This window comes from Paenibacillus sp. VCA1, from assembly GCF_031583795.1.
Lineage (GTDB): Bacteria > Bacillota > Bacilli > Paenibacillales > Paenibacillaceae > Paenibacillus_AQ > Paenibacillus_AQ albilobatus.
In genome coordinates, this window is sequence record NZ_JAVLSX010000006.1 from 207289 (window position 1) to 230180 (window position 22892).

General features: G+C 50.9%; 18 protein-coding genes and 1 pseudogene. 9 read left to right on the forward strand and 10 right to left on the reverse strand.

Annotation, left to right across the window (positions count from 1 at the left end; genetic code table 11):
• Nucleotides 1-14 precede the first annotated feature (14 nt).
• The 4 genes and pseudogenes from RJP21_RS15515 to RJP21_RS15535 form a co-directional block, all read right to left on the reverse strand.
• Entirely contained in the window at nt 15-1568 is a 1554-nt protein-coding gene (locus RJP21_RS15515) for a hypothetical protein (RefSeq protein ID WP_310860064.1), read from the reverse strand.
• A gap of 23 nt (nt 1569-1591) precedes the next feature.
• Nucleotides 1592-3063 (reverse strand): annotated as a pseudogene (wsfD, locus tag RJP21_RS15525) (glycan biosynthesis hexose transferase WsfD).
• 76 nt (nt 3064-3139) lie between these two features.
• Nucleotides 3140-4300 carry a hypothetical protein gene (locus tag RJP21_RS15530; RefSeq protein ID WP_310860067.1) on the reverse strand — a complete coding sequence of 387 codons (1161 nt, stop codon included), beginning with the start codon at nt 4298-4300 and terminating at the stop codon, nt 3140-3142.
• A 32-nt stretch (nt 4301-4332) separates the two neighbouring features.
• Nucleotides 4333-5346 carry a glycosyltransferase family 2 protein gene (locus RJP21_RS15535; protein ID WP_310860068.1) on the reverse strand — a complete coding sequence of 338 codons (1014 nt, stop codon included), beginning with the start codon at nt 5344-5346 and terminating at the stop codon, nt 4333-4335.
• A gap of 274 nt (nt 5347-5620) precedes the next feature.
• Here RJP21_RS15535 and RJP21_RS15540 point away from each other — a divergent pair, with 274 nt between their 5' ends.
• The 9 genes from RJP21_RS15540 (at nt 5621) to RJP21_RS15580 (ending at nt 13338) form a co-directional block, all read left to right on the forward strand.
• A complete protein-coding gene (locus RJP21_RS15540; RefSeq protein ID WP_310860069.1) occupies nt 5621-6217 on the forward strand; it encodes a TetR/AcrR family transcriptional regulator in 597 nt (198 codons plus the stop codon).
• 22 nt (nt 6218-6239) lie between these two features.
• Nucleotides 6240-6701, forward strand: coding sequence for a DUF2269 family protein (locus RJP21_RS15545; RefSeq protein ID WP_160038121.1), 462 nt, complete (start codon nt 6240-6242; stop codon nt 6699-6701).
• Nucleotides 6702-6785: 84 nt separating this feature from the next.
• The gene (locus tag RJP21_RS15550) at nt 6786-7220 is read left to right on the forward strand and encodes a DoxX family protein (RefSeq protein ID WP_310860070.1); all 435 of its coding nucleotides are present in this window, start codon (nt 6786-6788) and stop codon (nt 7218-7220) included.
• 96 nt (nt 7221-7316) lie between these two features.
• On the forward strand, nt 7317-7901 hold the full coding sequence (locus tag RJP21_RS15555; protein ID WP_310860071.1) for a TetR/AcrR family transcriptional regulator: 585 nt from the start codon (nt 7317-7319) through the stop codon (nt 7899-7901).
• Nucleotides 7902-7969: 68 nt separating this feature from the next.
• Complete coding sequence (locus tag RJP21_RS15560; RefSeq protein ID WP_310860072.1) at nt 7970-8854, forward strand: alpha/beta fold hydrolase; 885 nt, start codon at nt 7970-7972, stop codon at nt 8852-8854.
• A gap of 274 nt (nt 8855-9128) precedes the next feature.
• Nucleotides 9129-9848 carry a hypothetical protein gene (locus RJP21_RS15565; protein ID WP_310860073.1) on the forward strand — a complete coding sequence of 240 codons (720 nt, stop codon included), beginning with the start codon at nt 9129-9131 and terminating at the stop codon, nt 9846-9848.
• 619 nt (nt 9849-10467) lie between these two features.
• Nucleotides 10468-11166 (forward strand): response regulator transcription factor, encoded by a 699-nt coding sequence (locus tag RJP21_RS15570; protein ID WP_160038111.1) that lies wholly within the window; start codon nt 10468-10470, stop codon nt 11164-11166.
• Nucleotides 11163-12569: a sensor histidine kinase gene (locus RJP21_RS15575; RefSeq protein WP_310860074.1), complete on the forward strand. Its 1407-nt coding sequence runs from the start codon at nt 11163-11165 to the stop codon at nt 12567-12569. The genes RJP21_RS15570 and RJP21_RS15575 overlap by 4 nt, the downstream gene beginning before the upstream one ends.
• Before the next feature lie 43 nt (nt 12570-12612).
• On the forward strand, nt 12613-13338 hold the full coding sequence (locus tag RJP21_RS15580; RefSeq protein WP_310860075.1) for a hypothetical protein: 726 nt from the start codon (nt 12613-12615) through the stop codon (nt 13336-13338).
• A 121-nt stretch (nt 13339-13459) separates the two neighbouring features.
• On the opposite strand, the gene RJP21_RS15585 is transcribed toward RJP21_RS15580, so the two are convergent.
• The 6 genes from RJP21_RS15585 to RJP21_RS15610 all read right to left on the reverse strand — a co-directional run bounded on the left by RJP21_RS15585 (nt 13460) and on the right by RJP21_RS15610 (nt 22881).
• Nucleotides 13460-14815 carry an ABC transporter substrate-binding protein gene (locus RJP21_RS15585; RefSeq protein ID WP_310860076.1) on the reverse strand — a complete coding sequence of 452 codons (1356 nt, stop codon included), beginning with the start codon at nt 14813-14815 and terminating at the stop codon, nt 13460-13462.
• Nucleotides 14816-14864: 49 nt separating this feature from the next.
• Nucleotides 14865-16223, reverse strand: coding sequence for an ABC transporter substrate-binding protein (locus RJP21_RS15590; RefSeq protein ID WP_310860077.1), 1359 nt, complete (start codon nt 16221-16223; stop codon nt 14865-14867).
• Nucleotides 16224-16400: 177 nt separating this feature from the next.
• Nucleotides 16401-17378, reverse strand: a complete 978-nt coding sequence (locus tag RJP21_RS15595; protein WP_310860078.1) for a carbohydrate ABC transporter permease — start codon at nt 17376-17378, stop codon at nt 16401-16403.
• A gap of 30 nt (nt 17379-17408) precedes the next feature.
• Nucleotides 17409-18272 carry a carbohydrate ABC transporter permease gene (locus RJP21_RS15600; RefSeq protein WP_310860079.1) on the reverse strand — a complete coding sequence of 288 codons (864 nt, stop codon included), beginning with the start codon at nt 18270-18272 and terminating at the stop codon, nt 17409-17411.
• Nucleotides 18269-20728 carry a DUF5696 domain-containing protein gene (locus tag RJP21_RS15605; protein ID WP_310860272.1) on the reverse strand — a complete coding sequence of 820 codons (2460 nt, stop codon included), beginning with the start codon at nt 20726-20728 and terminating at the stop codon, nt 18269-18271. Before RJP21_RS15605 ends, RJP21_RS15600 begins: the two co-directional genes overlap by 4 nt.
• Nucleotides 20728-22881 (reverse strand): YIP1 family protein, encoded by a 2154-nt coding sequence (locus RJP21_RS15610; RefSeq protein WP_310860080.1) that lies wholly within the window; start codon nt 22879-22881, stop codon nt 20728-20730. Before RJP21_RS15610 ends, RJP21_RS15605 begins: the two co-directional genes overlap by 1 nt.
• Nucleotides 22882-22892: the final 11 nt, after the last annotated feature.

Below are 22892 nucleotides of genomic sequence, written 5' to 3' on the forward strand. Positions count from 1 at the left end.
TTGGGCAAAATCCTCTACTTGTAAAATTTCCGCTTGTACATGCGGTATCCGATCATCAGGAAGCCGCAAAATACGATTAAAGTGATGATAATAATGACGATAAAAATTTTGTTTTGAACCGTAAACCAGGTCTCAAAGCTTTTTTTCCCCTGCTGCTTGTATACATGGTCGGAGCTCGTTTCCACATGACTTGCCTGAATGCCCAAGCTTACCCCGTTAAGCACCAGCGAACCTCGATCCGATGCGAGTTCGTTGGTCCCCGTTTTTACGCTGTGGGCTTCGTTTTTGTAGTCTTCGAAAGTGAACCAGCTGTTTTTAAGCCCGTCGACCAGACGATCAAGCTCCGACTCATTCTCCGCAAAGTCAAAGGTTATCGCCGTGTCCATCGGCAGCGGTTTGATCAAGCGGTCGTCCGAAAGATAGCGCTGCAGCAACGCCGAATTTACGCTGTATAGCGAGGACGGGAACGCCGTGGACCGGTTCCGTTTCGCTTTATAGATCGGGCGCGCGTCCGGATAGAGAACGACCGAGTCAAAAAACGCCATCCCTTCCGAAACGTAGTGCTCGTCATAAGACCAGTACATCTCGGTCCCCATCCCAAGCGGAACGACGCCCTCCTTCGCCAGCTCATCGATAAAATGCTCCATCTGGCGCTGCAAGCTGCGGTCGAGGTCCTGGATGGTGGAAGCCACGACGGGCGATTCGACCAAAACGGTCCCGTTACGTGACTGAACGTATTTCAAGGTGTTGATATAACGCTTCATGGCGGGATAATCGGTATTGCTGAATACAGGGTGCACGCTAACGATAAACGGTATGCCAGCCTCGAACAGCTCGTCCGACATCCGCTCCAGCAAACTTAAGTCCGAAAAAGGGTATATTTCGTTGAAAACGAGAAAATAATGACCTGTTTGGTGATCTTGAAGCCAATCCTTAAGCACATAAGCCAACGCAATTTCGCTTAACGTGTCCTTCTCCATGAAAGGAACGTACGCGTTTGCCCCATTCAGCACCCCGTAAGGATAGCTTGCGCCGGACGAATGAATCTTTAAGGTTCCGTACCGCTTTGTTTCGCTTTGCGTCGAATCGAAAAGATACGAGACATCGATGGATTTCTCGACGAACGGCCCGATGGCCAGGTCGGCCGTTCTCCGTTCGGCCTGAACCCGCAGCCCCAGTGACCGGGCCAGCTTGTCGCTTGGCTTTTCCCCGATGTAGAGTAGGCCTCCTTGATACGACTGCAAGTCTGCGAGAAATTCGCGTGGTTCCTCCATCCAATCGGAGCGGTTGCGAACCTCGACAAGTTTGGAATAGCCGTTAAGCGACCCGGCGGTATAAGAATCGACCGGCTCGGCCGTCACCTGAACCCGGAACGCGGCAAGCAGCCGCTTTAAAGCCTCGACGTTGCCTTCTTGTTTCGTTCCGACTCCGAGGCTGTCATACAAGATCAGAACCGAAGGAAAGGATGTTTGCTCAGCCGCCTGCACCGGTACCGGCACCGAAAAGACAAGGCTCACAACAAGCAGCGCCAGCAGCATCATATGTGACCGATGGTGGTTTCGAATCAATGAATCGCCCCCTTTCTCCCGATTTAACTCTGCGCCGTTACGGATTGATCATGCGCCGCAGGCTTGCTTTGCCACAAATTCCGGCATATAGCGTCCGACACCGCGGTGAGCGTAACCAAGTCAAACGCGGCCGTAAATAAAAACTCATGCTTTGACAAATCCGCGTCCCCTGCGCCGATAATCGACACGAAGATCCCTGACAACCCCATGAACATCAGCATGAGAATCAGCGGCAGCCGGATCATGCCCCGTACATCCCTGGCCTTGACGGACGCGGCGAAATGAGCGGCATACATGCCCGTAACGACCAGCATCCATATGATGATGAAGCCGAACGTCTTGGGGGCAAGTGCCTTTTTCTGCTCACTGTATCCGGAAAAAAACGTCGTTTGCGCCCCAAACGGTTTTCTACGGACTTTTCATAGTTTCCCATGGCCGGCGGGCGGATCGTGAACGCGTTTTTGGCTGCAAGGTCCATCATTTTGCCTGCTTGTCCCGGATGGGTTACGTAATAAGCAAGGATAGATACGAAGCCGTAATGATTGTAGAAGTTATCCTCCAATATTTTGGAATTCACGTCCACGGTCGTATATGGCTCGTAATAAATGCTTTCGTTCAGAATGGCATATTGCCGGTTGATGCCGAACGATTTCAGGGTGGCTTCCGGGTCTTCGGATTGCATCAGCACGCCGCGCGTCATCGCATGGTATTGGTTGATGTTGACGAATTCCTTCGGAATGAGCACGTAGGTCGCGATGCCGGCAAGCATAAGGAACGCGAGCGCAGACGCCGTCATGACCCGAAAGGTCCGCTGCTTCCGCACGAAAATAAAAACGATTCCCATCACGGCGACGATGATGCCGACGGGCGCATTTTGCTGCTTGCTTGTCGTAAGCAAAAGGCCGCTGACAAAAAAGACAGCCAGCATCGCATAATCGGAGTATCGTTTGCGGAACAGCAATAAGCCGGAGGCAAACAAATAAATAAGCATAATCCAAACCATGCTTTCGCTGAAAAACGAGTTGAAGAAAGCGGTATAAGCGGTGTCCCCAAACAAGAACACAGCCAGAATGGCCACCGCGTAACCGTATTTCGGTTTCATTTTCCAAGTTAGCGCCTCGACGAAAAGATAAACGGCAACCGTATATAAGACCGTCAACAGCGCCCCTTGCACCCGAATGTCGAACACCTGCCGGTCAAACCATTGATTGATCCAAACGGATAAACGTATTAGAAGAGATTGCGAGGACGTTAAGGTAGCACCGTTTTCGTTGAAGTATTGGAATATCCCGAATTGCTTGTTAAAAAAGCCCAAATACAAACTGTCATAGTCCGGGTTGTTGAAATAAAGCCCGTTGCTGTACAATACGCGGAAATAGTCTCCGTTGTCGGCCATCCCGATGTAAGGCGGCACGAACAGCGCGATCGCCGTGATGACGAGGACCAGCGACGCGGCCAGCAGGGGCGGGGAAACATAGCGGCCGAGTACGGTCATGCCGAATCCCAATCGGTCGATTAAGCGAGCCTTAGCCAATGCATACACCTGCCTTTATTCCCGCAAACGCCCGGCACTAATGGGCATAAGCGAGCAATGCCATCAAATTGTCGAAAGAAAAAGCCTGTTTTGCTGCCGGATCGCCGAAGCCGCCGTACAACGTGCTTGCCTTATCGGTCACCCGGTATTTCTCCATCTGCCGGATGCTGTTTTCATACAATTCCTCATCCCCCAGCACGGAGCCGATCATGGCCGTTATCGCATAGATTGCGGTGGATTGAATATCGTTCCGGGGGACGCCGTTCCGATCGTATTGGCCGTATAACGTTCCGTTCTTCACATGTTCCTTCAAATAAGCGATGCTTTCGGAACGCTCGAGGCCGGCCTCGGATAACGCCAAAATCGTTAACGCCGATTCGATGGTGTTGATCCCCTCCGAACGGTAGGTGTCCGTGCCGTAATCATACCTTGTTTCGTAAAAGGGGAACGCGTCCGACAGATATCCGTTTTGGAGGATTGCCGCCATGTTTTGGACCAATGCGGATTGCTGCTTAGCAGGAACGGGCAGACGTTTCAATGTCGCCAAATCAATGTAGCACAACGTCACGAAATCGTTTGTAACCTTGTAAGCATCGTCGTAAAAATCGTAAAGCTTATCGTCCTTGACGTTAAACGCATAGAACCGCTTCCCGTAGTCGTCGGCCAACCCGGCGTATTCCGCGGAATGAAACCGATCCCCCGCTTCATACAAAGCCCTGATGATCCGCAGGTCGTCGACGGCGGCATTGACCGAATATTTCTTGTCCTGCTTGGGGCTATACCGGTAGCTGAAACCTGAAGGAAGCTCAAAAACCTGCTTTGCCCGCTCCCATTCGGCTTGAAAAGCGTCCTTCCGGTTCGTAAGCGCGTCATAACGCATCAGGAGACCTGAAGATTCGCTTAATACTTCGTGGCCCGTGGCATCCGTGTCCGATTCGCCGCTGTCGGCGTAATTGGTATATACGCCATACGGCCCGTGCATTCGGTTCATGACAAAACGCTCCGTGTCCTCACGATGCTGCCTCAGGTTCAACCGATCGCCGAAGCTTGATTCCCGTTTCGCATTGGGATCGGCCGGTTTTGCCTGCTGTACCGGATGTTCCGCCTGTCCGTTCCCATTCGGAGGGCTGCCGCAAGCAGCGAGGGCATTAAACAAAAGCATGGTGCCCATCCCGCATATCCAAAAATTTTTCAACATCCTACCTCCTGCGTCAAGCTTGCGCCCCGTTTTTATGGAGCGTTATTGGTTGCCATCTCGGCCTGGCGGGATTTCGGTTGATACGTTTCCTGAATATGTAGTTCTTCCTGCGGGTAGTGGATCGTCTCTTTTATAATGTACTGCGGTCTGTTTTTGCTCTCGTCATAGATTCGCGCGATATATTCGCCCATAATGCCGAGCGACAGCATTTGAACGCCGCTGAACAACGTAATGGCCGTCATGATGGACGTCCAGCCCCGCTCAACCTCCGGAAGATGGAGCAGCTTGGCGCTTAAGGAATACACAAGCACGCAAAATGCGATCACGACCGTCAGCAAACCCATTCGGGTGATCAGCTTCAACGGCTTGGACGAAAACGAAAAAATGCCGTCGGAAGCAAAAGCGATCATTTTGCGCAGCGGGTATTTCGTTTGCCCGGCAACCCGTTCGTTTCGGTCATATTCCACGTAGGTCTGGTTAAATCCGATCCAGCTGATGATCCCCCGGATGAATTTGTTCCGCTCCGTCAACCGGTTGAATACATGCACGACCTTATGGTCGATTAAACGGAAATCCCCCGTATCGCGCGGGATGTGGGTATCGGACATGCGCTGCAGAAAGCGGTAAAACAAAGAAGCCGAAGCGAGCTTGAACAGCGTTTCGCCTTTGCGTTTTCTCCGTTTTCCGTATACGACCTCATACCCTTCCTCCCACTTCTTCACCATGTCGTGAATCACTTCGGGCGGATCCTGCAAATCCGCGTCGATGATGACGACGCAGTCGCCCCGTGCTTGATTGATGCCCGCCGTGACCGCCGCCTGATGACCAAAGTTTCTTGCAAAGTTTACGATTCGCACATGTGCATCCTGCCTTGCCAGCTCATCCAAAATGCTTATCGTCCGATCCTTGCTCCCGTCGTTTACAAAGAGAAGCTCGTATGTATAGTTTGTGCACATCATCACGTCCGTCAATGCTTTGTAGCACTGCCGGATGACTTCTTCCTCATTGTAAGCGGGGACAACGACCGATATGCATTTATCGTCCATTCATCCCACTCCTTATGACCTAATCCCTTTCAATATAACATAAGATAATGCAGCAGCCATCGACAAAATGTAGGGTTTTTTTACCGCAAATCCTTCATTTCGCCCTTGTCTTGGCTTTTTTCACAGTTTTTCACGATTTTTCATAGTTTTCATGTTTTGCAGTCATGCGTTAATCGCACTAAAATTTCTTCAAACATATTTACAAACCGTCGGTCGGTTTTTTATAATAATGATAACACGATAAAAAATCGATTACCATTCCGGAGGGATCCGATTGAAACAAGAACAACGCAGGCAGCAAACAACCAGACTTCTGCTGGATACGGTCAAAGAACTGATTCAGGAAAAAGGATGCCACTCGATGACCATGAAGGATATCATGGATCGATCGGGCTTGTCCAAGGGGGCGATCTTCCATTACGTAAAGAGCAAGGACGAAATTTTTGTTTGGGTGCTTCAGGAGCGGCTTGAAGAAACGAATACCCAATTTATGAACGAGGTGGAGCAAGGACGACGTTCGTTCGGTGAACCCATGCAGAAAATTGCGGAAAACATCCTGCAATACGAAAACGCCCAGGATGTGACAAACAAGGTGCTGTTGTATTTGCTTGGCAAGGAGGATCAGCCCGTCATCGCGGAAGCCCTTAAACAGTACTATGAGAGATCGGTATATTTATCCAAGGAGTGGATTGAGACCGGCCAGAGGTACGGAGTCATTCCGGAGTCGGTCGATGCGGACAAAACGGCGGATATGTTCGTCCTTCTTACGCTCGGCTTGCGAGTGCGCTCCTCCATCCCGTTGACGGCGACCTCTTTCAAGGGACATGATTTCACATCCATGATTTCGGATATGTTACAGTCTCGAAAATAAAAAATCGAAAGGTGGAAGCATCATGAATTTATGGTTGACGCTTCATTTGCTCGGAGTCGTATTATTCGTAGGAAATATCGTGACGGCGGCCTTTTGGAAGGTTCGGGCGGATTTGACGAAAAACCCTGCAGCCATTCATCATGCCGTGCAAAATGTCATGCTTGCCGATTACATCTTTACGATTCCGGGTCTTTTCCTCGTGATCCTTTCCGGCGGCATGATGGCAGCGCGTGCCGGAGTTTCGTTCTCGGGTTTCAATTGGCTTGTGCTTTCCCTCATCTTATTTGCCCTTACCGGCATCATTTGGGCGGCGATCCTCATTCCCCTGCAGCGCAAAATGATCCGGTCCAGCGCCCGCTGCATCGAAACCGGCGTGATTTCCCAAGCCTACCGCAACGCCTCCCGTTCCTGGGCCGTATTCGGCATCGCCGCCACGCTGCTTCCGGTCGTCATTTTATACTTGATGGTCATGAAAGGATTCTAAAGCCAGGCATAACGGATGTCACAGCAAGATGTTGGTTTAGGATTATAAAGCTTTGATCATGACTTCCTATGGAGGAATATTTGGATGCTGCCTTTTTATGTACTTGTTGCGGTTTTTCTGTTGTTCAAGATGCTTGGCTTGGCCGGGCTTTCCTATTTCGAAGGCTGGCATACTTCGCTACAGGCGGCTGTGGCCGCCATGCTGCTCCTAACGGCTTCCGCGCATTGGGGAACCCGCAGGCGGGATCTGATCCGCATGGTTCCGCCGGTTTTTCCCAGACCGGATTGGATCGTGACCGCCACCGGGCTGCTGGAACTTGCCGGAGCCGTCGGCATCTTGATTCCTGCCGTTTCCAAGGCCGCTTCGATCGGTTTGGCCATGCTGCTTGTCGCCATGTTTCCCGCCAATGTGCGCGCAGCCAAGGAAAAGTTAACGATCGGCGGGCGCCCTGTGCCTAAGCTATTTCCCCGAACCTTGCTGCAATTCGTATTTCTTGCGGCCGTCCTGCTGGCAGGTTAAACGTACGACTTCCCCGACCGTTATTGGCCCTGTTTTCAAGCGCTTGATTGCAGCGGCCAATTCATTTATACTCTAAAAGCGAATGGAGGTTCATTTATGGTTCAGGTTTTGAAGGAGGAATTGCGGCAGGCGATCGTCCAACATGCCCAAGATGAGTTTGCCCAGCATGGTTTTGCGGACGCCTCGATCAAACGGATTGCGGCGAATGCCGGCATCTCGGTCGGCAACTTGTACCGGTATTTCCCGGGGAAGGAAGCGTTATTCGATTCCATCGTGTCACCCGTCCTCCGCGAGCTGGAGATGCTGATCGGCAATCACGACAACCATCCGGATGAAACAGGGGATATATTTGAACTTGTCGTCCACGCATTGGCGGGGATCGTTGAAAAATACCGAAGTCCGCTCCTAATCTTAATCGATGGCTCCAAGGGAACCCGGTTCGAAACCGCCGCTGCGAATTTTCACCGGGTAATGGCGGACAACGTTGCGGAGCATTTGGCGATCTATAACGGCAAACAAGGAAGGACAGTGTTCGAGCGGCAAGCGGCTTGGCCGGTTTCGGTCGCTTTTATGCAAGGCTATTTCGAGATCGTCCGCCACCACCAAGATCCGGAAGATTGCAAGCGGATGGTTGGCCAGTACGTTTCTTTTTGGTATCAAGGCCTGCGGGCGTTTCTTTAGTAAAGGGCGCACGCGTTTTTTTAAATCTAATAATGAACCATAATTCGCTTTTAGGAGGCGCAAATGTTATGGAAAGATCCATCCATCAATACGTGACCAAAAACGGCTTCAAGCTGGAATACAGCCTCGTCGGATCGGGAGAGCCGGTCCTCATTTTGCACGGAGGCCATTCGAGCTGCCGTGAAGAATTGGGTTATGACCTTCTTACGGCACGTGGTTTCCGGATGATTACGCCTTCCCGTCCGGGTTACGGCAACACGTCAGCGGAGCTGGGCCGATCGCCCATGACTGCATGCGAAGCCTATATCGAACTCCTGGATGAGCTCCAAGAGCCCCAAACGCATATCCTCGCCATGTCCGCCGGAGGCCCAAGCGGGATTTATCTCGCTTCCCGATACCCGAACCGGGTAAAAAGCCTTATCCTGCAATCCGCAGTCTCCGATCGCTGGCTGTCTCCAACCGACAAGACGCATCAATGGGCAAGGATCATGTTCAACCCTTCTACTGAAAAATATGTATGGGCGGCGATACGGTTCATGAACAAATTTGCTCCCCGCTTTCTTTTGAACAGCATGATTCCTTCCTTCAGCACGCTGCCGAAAGAACAGGTACTGCCTGAAATCAGCGACGAGGATCGGAGACGATTCAAAAATATGGTCAACCGTCAGCGGTCGGGACGAGGTTTTATGATCGATTTGGAGCAAACAGGACATGACCTGACTCCGGAGCTTGCTTCGATCCAGTGCCCTGCCTTGATTACACATAGCATTCATGATGCTTCCGTCTCTGTGGAACACGCAAGGCACGCCCATCGGGTCATTCCGAACGCCCGGCTTTGCGAGCTTGATTCATGGGGTCACCTGATTTGGCTGGGAGCCGGCGCCGATGTCATGTGCGAGCAGCTGTTTTCTTTTTTGGATAACGCCATTCATCTCGAGTGCAGCTTACAATGACCATTTTGGGGTCGTCGTTTTTCAGACTGAGGGACATTGAACTAACATGCTTAATGCAATGAACTTACGGTTCACGATCCCCTCATTCCAAGCCTTTCGTATTCTCATAAGAGCTAAATGCCCTCCTCGAATCGGTGCAAAGGACGTTTGAATCAGATAGACCAGCCGACACGAATCTAATAAGATAATCCGCAAAGAAAACTTTGAGCGAGAATGAGCTTATATATATTTTATTAGGTGCAATTTCTTTTATAATGGTTTAGCAAAGGAGGATATGATGAAAAGATACTTGCCAATCATGTTTTTAATAATCTGTTTATCCGTTTCTTGCCACTCAAAGGGAAATCATTTAATACTTGGGGATGGAGGAGAAAAAACGCATGACGCAAAACTCCAAAATATATCTAAAGATAATGGTATTCAAGCAAATCGGGAAAAAGAGCTATTGCTTCAAATGAAAATTCCTAACCAAAACCCTCTCAGCATCTCCGTCGACAAAATTCCGATTATAAATTCGTACTTAGAACCATTTAAGGACAAAAAGAGTGAATTAAATCGAATGCGGATTAATTATTTGTTCACAAACAATCAGAAGGAATACATCCTTTTGAATTACAGTTGTGGGACGAAACTTTGTAATCAACTTCTATTGGAACATAAGGATGGAGAATGGCAGTCATTGCAGATTTCAGAGTCAAGTTTTCTTCAATTCTCTAAGCAAAATGGTGAAATTGCGGCCTTTCTCTTTGGTAGAAATGAAGGTTCAGAGGTTCTTAGAAATCAAGTCGTGATCGTTAATTTGAAAAAGTTTGAGGAAATCCCACCTCCAGAAAATTTGAAAATATTAAGTTCCTTCGAATATCCAATTTCGATGATCGAGTGGAATGATGACACGTTAATAGCCAAGGTTGCAAACATTGACGACACATCATTTACAAATGTGAAAGAATGGAATAAGAAAACTTTTAAACAGTTAGAATGGAAAGTTTATTAAGATAGTACACGCCAGCAGGTGATTCTATTCAACCATGTTCCCTTGTCCGATACGTTTAATCTCTACGACCGAATGTATCGATCATTTATTTCCTTCCCATCGTCGAGATTTTGCTGCCACATTTTTCAACCCTGGCTCCCGATGTTTTGGATTGTTTAGGCGCCGAAATATAGATCAGGTAAGTTTGCTTTTTGTAGTCCTGGCGTCAACGCGTCAAAAGCATTTTTCAACGCAGGATACGGGAATATTCACTTCAAACCGTCTTTCAATGGCTTCAATAATAGGCTTTCAAAACGGTTTCCGTTTCAACGATTACTTGAATATCCGTGAACCGAAGCTGGCGCCCTCCCCTCGTATTCTCTACTCGCGCCCCTTCGCAAGTTAATATAACAAATTGCTACCACTTCGTTTGGTTTTATTGTAAAATATAACCACGCCTCCATGAAAGCGTTTACCAATACATATAAATCGATGATTAGATATATCTTTTAAGGACATGTATTCATCCAAAAGATCGATCCAAACATAGCCATATGGCGCCCTCTTCGCGATCCGGGTATACCCTTTTTCGAGTTTGTTTATTCCGTTCAAATGAGAAAGAGTTCTAGGAGGTTACAGGATGAACATCTTGATTGTAGAAGACGAAGCTTCCGTAAGGGACATCTTGCAATCGTACTTTATCAATGAAGGCTGGAACGTGCACATTACGGGCGACGGCAGGGAAGCATTGAAGCGAATTCAGCTATTGAAGCTGGACCTGGTCGTGCTGGATCTGATGATTCAAGGGCTCCCCGGGGAGGAAGTTTGCCGCAGCATCCGGCAGGTATCGAATATTCCGCTGATCATGATTACGTCGAAAGCCCGCGAAACGGATATGATCAACGGCCTGAACCTGGGTGCTGACGACTACATCACGAAGCCGTTTCGGATGAAGGAAGTGATTGCAAGAATCTATGCTTTGCAGCGAAGAATCAATCATTTGAACAAAAGCGGGCCCAATGTGCTCTACTTCAACCGCCGCAGGCTGATGGTCAATTTCGAATTCGAGGACGTTTATATCGACGGCAAACCCGCAAACCTGACCGCAACCGAGTTTCGCACGTTAAGCATCCTTGTCAAAAAGCCGGGCAAGGTTTTTAGCAGGCATGATTTGTCCTATGAGGTTCAAGGCTACCGTTTCATTGGCGACGGGCGCGTCATGGACGTCCACATCCGGAATATCCGCAGAAAAATCGAAGAGGATCCCAAAAACCCGCAGTATATCGTCACCAAAATCGGCTCCGGATACAAATTTACTTTTCAGCCGGACGAAACATGAAAAAGATGCTTTCATTCTTGACGATCTCCACCCGTACATGGCTGTTTTTGGTGATCCTCTGCCTGACGGTGGTTGCTTCCATCTGTTCCTATGTGGCCCTGACGCAAATTTGGAGCAAACAACTCTCCGTGTTTAAGCAAAAATATGCCGCCGAGCAGAGCCAACATCTGCTCTATTCGCTTCGGGAACGGATGCAGCAAAACGGAACGGACCGCAGCGACAGCATCGGAATATTTGAGGAAGCATCGCGCCATTTTGCGATTCCGATTCAATATGTCGACGCGGATCGCGAAACGGTCATTTTGGATTTGCTTGACCCGGTCTGGTTGAAACGGACCGATCTTTTTACCGTTGAAGCGCCGCTCGTATTAAACGGGGAAATCGATGGTTATCTCACCTCCTATTTTGATACGTCGGACGGTACGTATTCGCCCGCCATCCGGCAATTCGAAGAGCAGATTCAGCGCCGGAGCAGGTTTGCGATCACGATCCTCCTGTGTGCCGCTTTCGCGGTATCCGTTTTTGCCTCTTGGCGCTGGAGCCGAAGCCTGTCCACGTCATCCGGCATGGCGGAGTCCATCGTCACGAGCAACCAACTTTCGCCGATTCCGGTCCGAGGCACGACGGAGACCCGGGTTCTGATCACGACGATCAACCATCTCATCGACCGTTTCGAACGCCATGAATCATGGCGCAATCAGCTGATGCAGGATCTGACACACGAGCTCAGAACGCCGCTGACCGCCGTGTTGTCGCAGCTGGACGCGATCATTGACGGCATTTATCCGCTAACCGCCGATCAAATCCAGCGCATTCTCGTCGACATTGAACGGCTGTACCGACTCGTGGAAGACATGGAAAAATTGTCGGAAGCCGAAGGGGCCCAATTCGAGCTGAATAAGCAGGAAGTCAATTTGTCCCGGGTCGTTCAAGGCATTTATGAAGGATTTTTATTTCTGACCCGGGAAAAAAACATCCGGTTTGAATATGTGCCGTCCAAAACGCCGTGCTACCTGCAAGCCGATCCGGACCGGGTCGCGCAAATCCTGTCCAACGTCATGTACAATGCCATCAAATATACGCCAAGCGGCGGAAAAATCGAGGTCGGCGTCGTCCATGAAGAGGACTCCATGCTCGTATATTGCAAAGATACGGGGATGGGAATACCGGAAGAAGAGCTGGGCCGGATTTTTGACCGTTTTTATCGGGCGGATAAATCCAGATCCAGGGACAGCGGCGGCCTTGGCGTAGGTTTAAGCATTGCCAAAGCGCTGGTGGAGGCTCATCAAGGCAAGATATGGGCTGAAAGCAAAATTGGCAAAGGCTCCGTCTTTTGGATCCGGCTGCCGGTGCAGCAATCGTTTCAAATGGATTCGTCCCGACAAGCCTTATCTGCGGGCTGATTTCCCGAATAACGGATGTTTTTCGAACCCAAAGGAGGTCGCTATGCCGATCCTTGAAGCTTGCCGAACGTTCAAAAAGCAACCCTATATCGTCCTGCAGCCCTTCCTGATCGACGCCATTCTGCTAGCTGTTCTTTACGGCTCGCACGCGTGGGAGGTTCAATCCCAGTGGAGCTCTAGGGTCATATTGGGCATCGGAATACCGTCCGTTTTTCAGCTGTATTCCCTCCCGTTTACGTGGTTTATGCTGGCCGCCGCCGTGCTGTGGTCATTCGCGCAGGGAGGATATATAAGTACGCTCGCTGCCGCGTGCCGGGGTTCGAAACTTCATGCTTCCCAGATTTTGCGCGCCAACCTGCGTTTCGGCCCCCCCTTTCTGCTGCTGCAGGCCGCGATGGTGCTTGCGACGTCAACGGTATCAACCCTATTGATCTTATTGTTTGGAGCGATTGGCTCCGGAGCCGCCCTTCTATTTTTTATCGCTTTCCGTATCCTGTTTGTATTTTTGGAGTTTACGGTCGTCACGGACCGCGTTCCTTTTGATGCCGCCTTTCGCCGTGCCTTTCGATCCTTAAAGCAGCACTGGCCCGCCTCCGTCGCAATGGCCGCCGTGATTTTGGTTGTTTCGGGCCTGGCAAGCCTGGCAGCCAACTTGTTCGCCGCTCCGGTTCAGCTTGTGCTGATCCTGATCGTTTACGATACGATGATGTCCGTGCTGCTTTTGGCGCTGATGCTCACCTATCAAGAGGCTAGAAGATATGAAGGATGAGCTTCGTCAGCCAACTTGACGGCGATAAATCGAAAAGCCCGATTCCGATTCCGGATGCGGGCTTTTTTACAGTTACTTATTTACGGCCAATACTTAAACTTTAAAGATTCATGCGGCTTCATTACTTCCCTTTCGAGGATTTTGCCTCCTGAATCGCTTTTTCCGCTTTTTCCGTTTGCGTTCTCAGAAACTTCTGAATGTCCATGTCCGACTGCAAAAACTCCTTGATCGCGTCATCCAGCTTCACGTAGGAATCCCATGAGCTGCTTTTGGCCGGCGGCGGCGTGAAAGGATATTGGAAAAACGCGTTAATGTTTTTGCCTTCGTACCTTATATTGTCCTGAGCGAATTGCTCGTTAATCGTTTTATCCCCCGTGATTACAGACGGCGTTCCCGCCCGGGCAAGCGTTGCCTGATATTCGGGCGAAATGCTTTCAAGGATCCATTGGAATGCCGCTTCCTTGTGCTTGCTGAACGCATTGATCGCGAAAATCTGCGTGTTCGGCGAAGGCGCCGTATTTTCCTTGCCCGGAAACGTGGGTACGGGAACCATATCCATGTCCTGCTGGAATTCCTTCGCCTCTTCGTCGTTCCCCCCGAACCAGGTTAAATAACCATGCCAATCCACATGCATCGCGACGGTTTTATCGCTGAACCCGCTGACGTTTTCATCGTACATGCCCGGTACGCTATATATTTTTTTCAACAATTCCATATACTGCGTGAATTCCGGATTTTTGGATAACAGCACTTCGCCTGTATCGGGATCGGTTAAAGTGATGGACAGCTGCTTCAGGGGGAACGTATAGCTTCCAAGCTCCAATCCCCTGTAATGCACCCCGTTCCGTTCGGCGGTCATTTTTTTCGACATCTCGATCGCTTCATCCCACGTCATATGATCCGAAGGATATTCGACCCCGAACAGATCAAATATTTCCTTGTTGTAATGAAGACCGATGACGCCCATCTCCTGCGGAACGCCAACCAAACGACCCTCCCGGTCCCGCGACCGCACTTGGGCGAGTATGGCCGGGTCCACTTGGCTCAGATCGACTCCGTATTCTTTCACCATGTCATCCAGCGGATAAACCATCTCCAGTTCTTGAAGCGGTTCTTGGCCCGTAAACGCAAGCACGATATCCGGAACGATCTGCGAAGCGTTAAGCTCCTGCATATTTTCCACCGTGCCGTTCCAATCGACATGCGTCACCTTGATATGAGGCAGCTTTTCCTTCATATAATTGCCAATGCGGGAATTAAAGTAATCCTCGCCCCAAGGCGTGGCTACAAGCAGTTCGACCGGATCTTCCGGAAACGTCTTCACGGGAGCCTGCTCCTCAGGCTCCGCTTGTTCTACTTCCGTCTGTGGCTTCGGCTCAGGAACGGCTTCCTGTTTCGTTGCGCCGGTGCAAGCGGAGATCATAAGCAACAGCAGCAAACCGATCAGCCCATGCACCCAAGATTGCTTTTGGCCCACTCGTATTCCCCCTCATCCGCAAGGTATATTGGAAGGCTTTTGCATCGCATCAGTTCTGCTGTTTCTTCTCCTTCACGATGGCGGCGTAGTCCTCATCCATCTTCCGCAGGAACGTCTGAACGTCGTTGCCGGAAGTCAGGAACGGTTTCACTTGCGAACCGACATAATTGGTTCCGTAAAGCAAAATATCCGGTCCATAAGGGCTATACAGCGCCGGTTTGGCCTGTTGCAGAGAATAGATGCCTTTAATATTGAATTCCCGTCCATTCAGCGTATCCCCGGCGAACTGCTCCAAGATGCTTTGATCCGAAGAGACGGAAGGAATGCCCGCACGGGTCATGCGGATTTGCTGTTCATCCGTCAGCAGGAATTCCAGCAGATCCATCGCTTCGTCAATATGTTTGCTGTGTTTGTTGACGGCGATCGTCAGCGGCAGCGTGGACGGCCCGACGCCCGGCAAATCCGGCCAGCTCGGGAAGCTCACCACGTCATAATCGAGTTCTTCCGGATAATAAGGGATGGTGTTTGCAATCAGTCCCAGACTCATCGCCACGTCGCCTTTTTTAAAGTCGTATTCGATGTCTGGCTCCCAGTTCCCCGGGATGCTTGCGATCCGCTTCGTTAAGTTCAGAAATTTCCCGAATGCCGGATTTTTCGAAAATTGGGGTTCGCCTGTTTGCGGATCCGTGCCATTGGCGGATAGCTGCGTCATCGCTTGGGACAAAGAGTTGGTCGCCAATCCCCGGTATTTCACGCCGTCCCTTTCCCCGGTAACTTTGCCGGCAAGGTCGATCACCTCGTCCCAGGTCATCCCGTCGACCGGATAATCCACGCCGAACTTGTCAAACACGGCTTTGTTGTAATGCAGCGCCACCGTCACGTCCTCGATGGGAACGCCGAGCAGCCTTCCTTTTCCTTCCGGATCCCGCGCCCGAAGCGCATCCATGATTCCCGGCCTGATGGCGTTGAAATCGAAGTTCCGTTCTTTCAGCATGTCATCCAGCGGCAGCAGCATATCCCTTTCCTTCAAAATGTCGAAGCCATCCGTCGTCAGAATCAAATCCGGCATCACATTTTGGGCGAACAATTCGTCAAAGGACGCGGCATCCGCGAATTTGCCTGTAGGTTCGATATCGACATTGGGGAATTTCTCCTTCGTTCCCGCAAGAATACGGCTTTCCACCTGTTCTTTGCTCCAAGGCGCCATGAAAATCAGCTTGATCGGCTCATTATTTTCTTTTTTCTCTTCAGGCTTCTGCTCCGCCGGTTGACTGGGGGCTTGCTTTGTATCCGCCGGGGGCTGCTCCTTTGTCGCCGTATCGTTTCCCGAACCTCCGGAGCCGCATCCCGTCAACATAAGCGCAAATGCAACAACTATCAAGAAAATAACATTTATCCGCTTTTTCATGACCGATTCATCCCTTCAACATGTATTCATCTTATACCCTTTGGCATTTCATGAACTTATGGAAATCGCTTTGGAACCTTGCAGCATTTTTTGGCCCGCATCCCCCCTTCTTCTGTCCCCTATTCCTGCAATGCCCAACGTTTCCGTACGGGCCCGAAGGCATTTGCAGCATGCACGTTATTCTACAAGTCCCGTACGCTCGACGCTTTCGACGAAATAACGCTGCGCAAAGAAGAAGATGAGAAGCGGCGGCAATAGCGCAAGGAAGCTGGCAGACATTTTGATGGCTTCCACCAATACAAGGGCGGTTTCTTCGTTCCCGAGCATGCTTGTAATGCTTGCATCCACCCGGGACATCTGGGTCGAAAGCGGCACTAACGGCGATTGCCCAAGAAACATTCGCGGATAATAGGTGTCGTTCCACGTCCACACGAAGGAGAACAGGGAAACGACGAGAATCGCGGGTTTGGCCAGCGGAAACATCACTTTCCAATAAAATTTGAAGCTGCTCGCGCCGTCGATTTTTCCCGCCTCCTCCAGTTCTTTCGGCTGCGTCGTATAAAACTGCCTGAAGATGATGACAAATAACGCGCCTTTGATCCCGAAACCAAACAGGGAAGGCAGAACCAGCGAAAAAAGATGACCTTGCAGCCCCAGTTTTGTGTACATGATGATCATCGGCAGCACGATCACCTGCGGCGGAATGATAAACGTTACCGCAAGCAGCACCGTCAGCAGCTTTTTGAAAGGGAACTGCATTCGGGCCAAGGCATAACCCATCAATCCGCAGGCAATCACATGAAACAAGGCCACGACCGCGGAAATGCCGACGCTAACCGATAAGGATTGCACGTAATGAAGCGCCTGCCAGGCCGTTTTCAAGTGGCCAAAATAGACTTCATGGGGTACCCAAGTCACCGTCGGGTCGTTTAAGTCCTTCTCGTTCATCACCATTTTCACGAGCATTTTCAAAATGGGATTCAAATAAATGTAAGAGGTGACGATCAGAATCCAGTAAATAAACAGTTTGAACAATAATCCCCGGTTCACTTCCCGGCCGAGGATGACGTAACGAATCGTGTTCAAGCCGTCGCGTGCGACCCTTTTTTTCAGCGAAGACGTTTTGGTCTTTATCGCGTTCATTTTCCCAATCACTTCGGCCCCTCCTCTCTTGCGGGATCTGCATCACCGGTATCGGCGGCTGCGGTTCATTCTCAAAAACAGGAGCATGATCAAGCTCAGGAAGCAGGCGATAACGACGAAATAAATCCAGGCCAAAGCGCTGTTGTAGCCGTAGTTCCCGGTATTGATCAGCTCGATGATCGGGTTGTAAGGGAACGTGAACATATCGACCACCGTATAAATCAGGTTCAGCAAAATGAACGGGGACATGGCCGGCAGCGTAATCTTCCAGAACACCTCCCACGGAGAAGCGCCGTCGATCCGCGCGGACTCGTAACTCGATTTCGAGATCGTCTGTCTTCCCGCAAGGAAAATCAAAATCTGTACTCCGGAGTACCATAACACGAGCACGAACCGGTTCAGCACGTCCATCACGGGTTTCGTCCAGGAGCTGTCCCCCAAAAAATCAAGCAGGTATTCCCCGATCGAAAACCGTTCCAAAAAACCAAGCGTTCCTTCGCCCTGATTCACGAATTCCGTCAGCACGTACCCCGAAGTAAAAATGATCGGCAGGAAGAACACTACCCGAAACAAAATCCGCCCCGGAAAATTCTGATTGAGCATGATGGCGATAAATAACGAAAAGACGATGATGACGGGCACCATGATGACGATTTCCTGAAAAAACGGAATGAGATTATCGTAAAAGGCCGAGCTCCCGAACAGAATTTCCTTATAATATTTCAAGCCTTGAAAATCGTATTTGAGGCCCGTCGGCAGCACCGTCACCTTGTGCAAGCTCATATACAAGGAGAAAACAAGCGGAAACGCCATGAATAACAGGAAGCCGAGAATCCAGGGAGCGACAAACATCAGCGCTTCCAAATGCCGTGAAGTCCGAGCTTTGAGCTTGAATTTGCCCATCATGATCTCCCCCCATGAACGACGGCAAAGTCCTGGGCTTTGACCTCATACCCGTCCCCGTAATATGGCGATTCGTTGTAGTTCACGACGATCCGTTTCCCGTTGTCGTATGTCGTCTCGTAGACGCCCGCGGCCAGGGAGCGGTGGCCTACGATCATCCGGTCCTGCACGTCCCCAAGCGCTTCGTTGAACCGGCTGTACTGCTTTGCGATTTCTTCCGACCAATCTTTGTAATGCGTGCTGTAGTAGTTATAAAGCGAACGCGTCCCGATCAGATCTTGCGAAGCCGCAAAAGTCAGCATGAAACTCGGGATGGAGCCGTACTCCATGTTTTTCAGAAGATAGGTCGCATAGTTATCGGCGGTATTGGCAAAGACGGACGAATAAGGGATCAGTCCATGCAGCGCTATTTGCATAAATGGCACCGTCCCATCGACGAACAGATCGAAGGAATTTTCGATCGGCACGCCGTCCAAAGCGTCGACGTATTTCCAAGCATACGCGTTGGCGCTTTCCGCCCTGACGGAGCCCAGCGTTTGAACCGCCTGATCAAACAGCTGCTGCTGAATTCCTTTGGCTTCTTCCCGCGTTGCCTTGTGCCGCTCGTTAAAGTCGCTGTTCAACAGCGACCCCTGGCCGCCGCCCAGCGTTAACCCGTCCGTTCCGAGCTGCTTGAACTTGTCAAAGTCCTTCTCCAGCACCTCTTGCATGAAACGGGGGCTCACGAGCGTCGTCGCGGTCTCGTTTCTTCGTCCATATTTGATGACGACCGACCCCAGATCCTGCAATCCGTCCCGGCTGGAGCGGAATCCGTCGCGCCCTGTGTTGTTGAACGTGTACGAAGAGGCGTCCAGCGTCACGTCGTGGCCTTTGACATGGGCATATTCGATGAACTGCCGCATTCCGTCATTGGCTCCGATGCCTTTGTCGACCGGAAAATGCCCGCCGAAATCGCTGATGCCTCCCTTTTGCCAGCCGGCGTAGGTGATGGACATTTTCTTGACTCCGATCGCCGTCAGCTCATTGACGATCTCTTCCGCTTCCGATGTCGTCGTCAGTGCCTCGTAAGAATCCCACAGGAACCCTTTTTTGGAGTCGGCCCCAAGCAAATAGACCGGCAGACGGATGGAATCGCCATCCGGCGTCACCCGCTTCAAACCGTCTTCCTCCATCAGAACCTGGCGATAACGCGCGGCCATCCCGACGTAATCGGGTGAGTTTCCATCCAGGAAATAATACCGGATGGAACGGTCGCCTTGCGCGCGCTCTTTGTTGAACGTCTGAAATCCGTTTTGCTTGCGCTTATCGGTAGGCTGAAAAAACCGCTGCCGGTACGTAAACTCGGCCGTCGCCCAGTTATACTGGTTCATCGATTTGGACGGCGCCGCAAGCACGTTGGCATATTCCGCCCCGTCATGAATAACGGCCAAAAGTGCCTGATCACCGGCCTTGATGCCGAAAACGGGCATTCGAACGGGCTCACGAATCGAAAGGGACGGGTTGTTGTTGCTGAAGGCGTAATCCTCTCCGTATACCGCTTCAAAATAAAAATTGTTGTTAGGCGGCCGGTCCTTCCGGAACTGGATCAGCGTCCCCGGACCATCGGGTATCAAGAGGTAACCGTCCTCCCGGTCCGAAGTGTGGGCGCCGAGGAACGGATATAAGCGAAGTGCGGCAATGCGCGCGTTTTTATCCTTTTTTTTCGTGCGTGCCTCATATTCGGCCATCTCCTCGCTGCTTTTTCCGTCCTTAAAACCTTCCTCGATGATTTTCGTTTCCACGTAGTCATCCTTCAGACTCACTTCGATCGGAATGGCGAACCCGATGTCGGGCATGTTAAACGTCAACCGGAAGCCCGAATCCGTCAGCTCGAACCGCTCGATCGCCGCTTTCTGGTCCAGGACGTTCGTTTCCTTGATTTGGTCTTTTCGCACGTTAAATTCGACGTATTTGATGAATACCGGGGACTGCATATGCTTTTTCCAGGTGTTGGTGTTATCCTTGTCGTTCCAGCCGTAAGCATCCGGAAAAGACCTCCACGCTTGGCCGCTGCGTTTATCCTTTACTAGGAAATGCCCGGTTTTCGGGTCGACATACAGCCTGAGCTTGGCATTTTCGCTCGCGAGCCGAAAGGAGTCGTCGCCCGGAAACAGGGAACGGTAACTGTTTTTGGCCGTTTGGACGTTCGCGCCCCTCGCGGTTCTGGCGTCGGTCGTTGAACCCTCCTGTGCGTTCTTCGTTTGTTGGGGAGTTCCGGCTTTCGTCCCTGTTTCGGATTCCCGAACGTTTGCGGCATGGTCTTCCTGTTTCGCCTTCTTCTCCGAATCCGTTTTGTTCTCATTCGCTTGGCCCGGCTTCTCCGTCTCCGCGGCAATGGTGTACGTGACGATGCTTGCGCTTGTTATGGCCGCTAAAAGCGTCAGCACGAAAAGGCGTTTCCATTTCGCCGGCAACTGCATCACATCGACACCTCCTGGTATATGGTATAGAAGAAGTTTTGAAGCTCGGAAGACAGCCCCGCGATGATCGATAACAGCACCCAGGCGATCACCATCGCAAACGCCGTCAGAAGGATATTCCCTACCGTTTCGCCGACGCCGTAATTTTGAAGAGACTGTATCTTCCAGAAAAACAAACATCCGCACCAGATCAGCATGCCGGTCTGGAAAAAGCCGTAAATCGAAGATTCGCTGAGCGCCATCAAATTGGATACGGCCGCCAGCGGCAGCCCGAGGATAACGATTGGGAACAAGGCGTAAGAGCTGCCTACAAACACATCCTTAAAACGCGCCTCCCCTTGCCTGATGCTGCCGATCAAATAATTGCAGACGACCCATGTCAGCCAGGTGACCGCTCCGGTCAACAGGAAGCCGCTGCTTCGTTCGTTGCTGGGGACGGGCATGAAGGTAAAACTCGTGTAATATTCCTTCGCCAGAAGCACCAGCGTCACAAACAGAAGAAGAATGAATGCGCTCAGGTATCCGCCTTTTTGCGCATATCTGAGATCCGCAAACCCGTCGATCGGGTGTCTCAAAATGGTAAACGCATGCCGCAGCTGGGCCAAAAGCTTGTTTTTGCCCAAAAACCCCCGTAATTTTTTGCTCCCCTGCGCAATAAAACGCATCTTCTTCCTGCTGCGGTAAAATATCCAGATCAGAATGGCCGCTATGAACGCCGTATTGGCCAAAACGGAGAAATGGCGCTGGAACCACTGCAGACGCAGCTGCCAAAACGAGTCGGAATATCCGCTCACATCCCCCGACAGCTTGAACAGGCGAAGCGCTTCTTTATAATCCTCCTTGTAATAAGCCGCTTCCGCGAGTCCTTGATAAGCCGGCGAATACAATGCGTTTAACCTCAGAACCTCCCGCCAGACGGGCTCGCTTTCGGCATATTTTCCTTCCTGGGACAAGGTGGTCGCTTTATGAAGAAGCGTCCCGAATTCGGTCGGCTTCAGCACGTGGATCAGGTTTTGGGAATCGTCCAAAATGAACAGCTCGTTTTGGGAATTGGTATCCACCGCCACCGGGCTTTGGCTGATGCCAAGCTGCGGAGACCCGATCGTCACCGGTCCCGTCCAGAAAAAAAGCAGCTCCCCGTTCGGACCGTATTGCGTCACCGCATTGGATACTTTATCGATCGCGACCAGATTTCCGTTGCGGTCCACCGTAATATCGGTCAAGCCCGATTTTTGCACTTCCTGCTTCGAATCGGTTGTCTTTGTTTCCGCCGCCTGACCCCGGCTCCTGAACCGGGGCTCGATCCCGAACTTTTTGTCCTTCCATTGATTTTCGCCGCGGATATTCAGCTTTTTGACCTGTTCCTTATCCGTCGCGGACACCGTATAGATGAACCCCTGTTCGTCGATGTGGATATTGCGGATGGTCGAAGGCAGCGTGCGAACCTGGCGGCTGAGCTGCTCTTCGGTATAAAACAGCTTGCGTACGATGTCCATGAGGGATACTTCGGTCATATTGGTGCCGTAAAAGCCGTAAAAATTGCCTTCGGGATCCAGCTGGATCACCCCTTGATAACTTCCGTTGCTGATGACGTACATGAATCCTCTGGCGTCCACGACGAGATTCGTCGGTTCATAGTGGAAGGATTCATCGATGAAACGCGACTTCGGACGCCCATACTCCGCAAGCAGTTCGCCGCTTGGAGAGAGCTTCAGAATCCGTTTGTTTCCCGTATCGGCGACATAAATCATTCCATCCGGGGTCACGAACACGCCTTGCGGCGATTTCATGCCTTTGGCGGTAATTTCCCTCACGAATTCCCCGTCCCGGTTCAGGTGAACGATCCGGTTGTTGTCCGTATCCGCGATATAGATTTCGTCTTTGCCGTCGATAAACAGATCCTGCGGACGTTTCAGCGGCGAGTACTCCAGGCGTTCCGCGCCGTTTTGCGACATCGCTTTATAAATGTTGTCTCCCACGACCGTGGAAGGGTAATAGGCTGCCTGACTGGGAATCCTCCGATCGTAACCGTCCTTGCTGAAAGTCATGTAGGGCGGTTCCGCCGCAGCCAAGCCGGGAAACAAGATCGCGGTCAAGATGCAAAAAACCGTTAACAAAAAGACGAACCGTCGTTTGCCCCTTCTCTTTTCCATGTTTGAACCTC

Coding starts and splice junctions, on each gene's coding strand:
- RJP21_RS15530 (WP_310860067.1), bottom strand. CDS start 4,300: ATGTTGAAAAATTTTTGGATATGCGGGATGGGCACCATGCTTTTGTTT.
- RJP21_RS15535 (WP_310860068.1), bottom strand. CDS start 5,346: ATGGACGATAAATGCATATCGGTCGTTGTCCCCGCTTACAATGAGGAA.
- RJP21_RS15545 (WP_160038121.1), top strand. CDS start 6,240: ATGAATTTATGGTTGACGCTTCATTTGCTCGGAGTCGTATTATTCGTA.
- RJP21_RS15550 (WP_310860070.1), top strand. CDS start 6,786: ATGCTGCCTTTTTATGTACTTGTTGCGGTTTTTCTGTTGTTCAAGATG.
- RJP21_RS15555 (WP_310860071.1), top strand. CDS start 7,317: ATGGTTCAGGTTTTGAAGGAGGAATTGCGGCAGGCGATCGTCCAACAT.
- RJP21_RS15560 (WP_310860072.1), top strand. CDS start 7,970: ATGGAAAGATCCATCCATCAATACGTGACCAAAAACGGCTTCAAGCTG.
- RJP21_RS15565 (WP_310860073.1), top strand. CDS start 9,129: ATGATGAAAAGATACTTGCCAATCATGTTTTTAATAATCTGTTTATCC.
- RJP21_RS15570 (WP_160038111.1), top strand. CDS start 10,468: ATGAACATCTTGATTGTAGAAGACGAAGCTTCCGTAAGGGACATCTTG.
- RJP21_RS15575 (WP_310860074.1), top strand. CDS start 11,163: ATGAAAAAGATGCTTTCATTCTTGACGATCTCCACCCGTACATGGCTG.
- RJP21_RS15580 (WP_310860075.1), top strand. CDS start 12,613: ATGCCGATCCTTGAAGCTTGCCGAACGTTCAAAAAGCAACCCTATATC.
- RJP21_RS15590 (WP_310860077.1), bottom strand. CDS start 16,223: ATGAAAAAGCGGATAAATGTTATTTTCTTGATAGTTGTTGCATTTGCG.
- RJP21_RS15600 (WP_310860079.1), bottom strand. CDS start 18,272: ATGATGGGCAAATTCAAGCTCAAAGCTCGGACTTCACGGCATTTGGAA.
- RJP21_RS15605 (WP_310860272.1), bottom strand. CDS start 20,728: ATGCAGTTGCCGGCGAAATGGAAACGCCTTTTCGTGCTGACGCTTTTA.
- RJP21_RS15610 (WP_310860080.1), bottom strand. CDS start 22,881: ATGGAAAAGAGAAGGGGCAAACGACGGTTCGTCTTTTTGTTAACGGTT.